Raw genomic sequence first — 3,426 nt, 5'->3', positions numbered from 1 at the left:
GGGCATGAGCAAGGATTTCTCCTGGGAATCCAGCGCCCAGCGGTACCTGGACCTCTACGGCATGGCCCTGGACGACTGCGCCAAGTCCGAAAGCCTGCTCCGGGTCGCCGGGTAGCGCCCGGGGAGCCGCCATGGGTATTCCCGGTCGGCTTTCCTTGGCGTTTCTCGTCCTACTGGGAATAGGGCCACTCCAAGCCGACGAACTTGCCATCATCGAACTCCGCCAGCGCCCGGCGGAAGAACTCATCCCACTGATCCGTCCCCTGCTTGGTCCCTCCGACGCCATCGTCCCCAACCACAACCAACTCATCGTCCGCGCCAATCCGGCCACCGTCGCCGAAATCCGGGCCTTGCTTGACCAGATCGACATCCGCCCCCATCGCCTCCTAATTACCGTGGCCCAAGGCAGCCAAATCAGCGGCGAATCCTCCGGCGCAGGCGCTCAAATCCGTGGCCGCATCAACTTGGATCAACCGGGCGACTCCGCCGCCGATATTCACGCCCGCATTCACCAGGCGGAACGGCAAAGCATCACCGACAGCGCCCAACGGGTTCAGACTCTCGACGGCTCGTCCGCCGTCATCCAGATGGGCACACAGATTCCCGTGCCTTCCCCTTACGGCTATGGGGCCGACTACCGAGCCGCCACCACGGGCTTCGCGGTGACGCCCCGCTTGGCGGGTGGCCGGGTTCTGCTCGACATCGCACCGTGGTCAGACCGCCTCGAGTCCGATCCCGGCGGCGTCATCAATACCCAGAGCGCCCACACCCGTTTGCAAGTCGAACTCGGTGAATGGATCGAAGTGGGCGGGGCAGCAGAAACCACCTCGCGGGACCAAAACGGTTTAATCGGCGGCGGTTATTCAAACCAGAATCGCGACAGCAGGATATTCCTAAAGGTCGAGGATTTGGATGCTGGAATGTAGACCGACTCGGCTTCAAAAACCGAGCCGGTCCTTCATCGAAACCACAAACATATTAGGGCCGCAGCTTGGTGACCTTAGCGGAAGGACTCCCGTCCTTATCCAAGGGAATGATCTTGGCCGTGCCCCGGCGCTCCACTTGGTCGATGCGGACGATTTCATGGAGCGGGATATAAGACCTTCGGACATTGGAAAATTCCGCCTTGAGCTTTTCCTCGGAAGGGTCAACGAGCAAGGAAGTGGTTTCCCCAAAAACAATATCTTCAATGACCACGAATCCTATCATTTCGCCTTGAAATACTTTTTTGGCATAGATTTCATAAACCTGATTTTGACTTATGAAGGCGACTCGGAAAATTTGATTGTCTGACATGCGGACTAACGTGGGTGGGTTAAACAAAAGCGGCGGAGCCGATTATTGATGCGAAAAACCTTGGCGTCCAGCCAATTCGGGATTATAACCGAAGCATCCAAAGCCACCGCTCGCCTTCCGGCGCTGCATTATGATCCCCCCCGGGCCAATCCGCTGGACAATCCTTGTCTGAGCATGGCATTTTCCGTAGTGGCCCGAACGATTTCCGTGACCATCGGTCTCGAACAAAGACAGGGACGTTGCCCACAATCTCTAGGCGCTTCGCTTCCGAGTCCTGCCTGCGTCAGCATCAAGACCGGAATGGCACTTGAGGTTCGATAACAAGGCTGCTGATGTTGTTTCTCCCGGCTGATTTAGTCGGGAGTGGATTGAAAGAAACTGGAGAAACCGCCATGTCTTGGGATGCCGAGCAATTCAAGAAACCCAACCCGGAGGAACTCCGCCAGTGCCTCACCGACGAGCAATTCCGGGTGACGCAGGCCGAGGGCACTGAGCGCCCCTTCCATAATCCCTATTGGGATAATCATCGGGCGGGTATTTATGTGGACATAGTGTCCGGCGAGCCTTTATTCAGCTCGACCAACAAATTCGATTCCGGCACAGGCTGGCCGAGCTTTACCCAGCCCATCGAGCCAGGTAATGTGGATTATCGGGAAGACCGCTCCTTATTCAGAGCCAGGACGGAAGTGCGCAGCAAACATGGCGATTCCCATCTGGGCCATGTTTTCGATGACGGTCCCGCGCCCACCGGCAAACGCTATTGCATGAATTCGGCCTCCTTGCGATTTATTCCCAAGGAGGATTTGGAAAAACAAGGCTATGGGGAGTATTTAAAGCTTTTTGAGGGCCGTTAGGACTTGATTCGTTATTACCACCTCCCCGGTCTGCTGAGGTATCGAAGCATGAACGGGGAGTTGTCCTCGCTGTTCACTCTTCGATGCCTAAGGGCGAACGGCGGGGGCAACGGCACCGCCTGCATACATAAGTCCTGATTACCCAACTTAAGCGGTTTGTTTTATTGGAATCATTAGGGGTAGATACATGACGACCGTGACCTTATTTATAAGAAAAATTCCGGCCAGTTCCAGCACTAGGGAATTGCAGATGTTCATACACGATAATTTGCCCTGGTTTTGGCGGTTTCGCCTGAGGGGGAAAATCAGAATTGTCGCGACGGATATCCTGACCATCATCGACAAGACCACCAAGGAAGCCGAATTCCATGGCCTGGTCACCCTGGAACCGGACAATATCGCCGAAAAAATGATTAACCGGCTGAATCTCAGACACTTCAAAGGACGGCGGGTGGCGGTGCGGCTCTATCAAGTCCGCGACCCGAACAATGATCGCCGTAAAAACGAAGACGCGGCCACGATACTAAAATACAGGGATCAGCGATTACGGGACCGCCGCCGCGCTCAATTGGAAGTCATGGACGAAAAGACGGTTAGAACCAGGGGACTCAATAATTTCAGCCGCCGAATGTTTTAAAAAGCAATTTCTTTAAACGAATTAATCACGACGGATAACACCCCTCCAAGGAATGTTATCCGTTTTTTTATGGCGCTCGCCCTCGCTATTCCCGACTATGGCGCTGTGCTAATATCGCCGCCCTCCCCCGCCAACCCTGACTTTAGCTTATGTCCGCATCCGCTCTCGCCCTAGAAAATTTCGCCCTGTTGGAAGACGCCGAATGCGAAGAACGCATCGTGGCCGCGAAGCGCGAACTCGGCGACCGCTGCGTCATCCTGGGCCATCATTACCAGCGCGATGAAGTCTTCCGCCACGCCGACTTCTCCGGTGATTCGCTGAAGCTGTCCCGCAACGCCGCCCAATCGAACGCCGAGTACATCGTGTTCTGCGGCGTGCATTTCATGGCGGAAGTGGCCGACATCCTGTCCCGCCCGGAACAAATCGCCATCCTGCCCGACCTCGCGGCGGGTTGCTCCATGGCCGACATGGCGAGCCTGCCCGCCGTGGAGCGTGGCTGGCGGGAGTTGTCGCAAGTCATCGACCCGGACCAGGCCGTCACGCCCGTCACCTACATCAACTCCGCCGCCAGCTTGAAAGCGTTCTGCGGCAAACACGGCGGCATTGTCTGCACATCGAGCAACGCCGCGGCCGTTTTGG

5 protein-coding genes are annotated in these 3,426 nt (G+C 56.4%); 4 read left to right on the top strand and 1 reads right to left on the bottom strand.

Annotated elements, in window-relative coordinates:
• Window positions 1-131 precede the first annotated feature (131 nt).
• Window positions 132-926 carry a secretin N-terminal domain-containing protein gene (locus tag ACXWUF_RS20740; protein WP_458496461.1) on the top strand — a complete coding sequence of 265 codons (795 nt, stop codon included), beginning with the start codon at window positions 132-134 and terminating at the stop codon, window positions 924-926.
• A 52-nt stretch (window positions 927-978) separates the two neighbouring features.
• Here ACXWUF_RS20740 and ACXWUF_RS20735 read toward each other — a convergent pair whose 3' ends face one another.
• Complete coding sequence (locus ACXWUF_RS20735) at window positions 979-1,296, bottom strand: DUF1820 family protein (protein WP_458496460.1); 318 nt, start codon at window positions 1,294-1,296, stop codon at window positions 979-981.
• A 392-nt stretch (window positions 1,297-1,688) separates the two neighbouring features.
• Here ACXWUF_RS20735 and msrB point away from each other — a divergent pair, with 392 nt between their 5' ends.
• The 3 genes from msrB to ACXWUF_RS20720 form a co-directional block, all read left to right on the top strand.
• Window positions 1,689-2,150: a peptide-methionine (R)-S-oxide reductase MsrB gene (gene msrB / locus ACXWUF_RS20730; RefSeq protein WP_458496459.1), complete on the top strand. Its 462-nt coding sequence runs from the start codon at window positions 1,689-1,691 to the stop codon at window positions 2,148-2,150.
• 187 nt (window positions 2,151-2,337) lie between these two features.
• Window positions 2,338-2,787 carry a hypothetical protein gene (locus ACXWUF_RS20725; RefSeq protein ID WP_458496458.1) on the top strand — a complete coding sequence of 150 codons (450 nt, stop codon included), beginning with the start codon at window positions 2,338-2,340 and terminating at the stop codon, window positions 2,785-2,787.
• Between the two features lie 149 nt (window positions 2,788-2,936).
• Window positions 2,937-3,426 (top strand): quinolinate synthase NadA (locus tag ACXWUF_RS20720; protein WP_458496457.1); only part of this gene is annotated, 490 nt, incomplete at its 3' end.

It is taken from the genome of Methylomagnum sp. (assembly GCF_054333355.1).
Note: the sequence above shows the minus strand (reverse complement) of the source record. Positions and strands in the feature narration are given on the sequence as shown.

Coding starts and splice junctions, on each gene's coding strand:
- ACXWUF_RS20740 (WP_458496461.1), top strand. CDS start 132: ATGGGTATTCCCGGTCGGCTTTCCTTGGCGTTTCTCGTCCTACTGGGA.
- ACXWUF_RS20735 (WP_458496460.1), bottom strand. CDS start 1,296: ATGTCAGACAATCAAATTTTCCGAGTCGCCTTCATAAGTCAAAATCAG.
- msrB (WP_458496459.1), top strand. CDS start 1,689: ATGTCTTGGGATGCCGAGCAATTCAAGAAACCCAACCCGGAGGAACTC.
- ACXWUF_RS20725 (WP_458496458.1), top strand. CDS start 2,338: ATGACGACCGTGACCTTATTTATAAGAAAAATTCCGGCCAGTTCCAGC.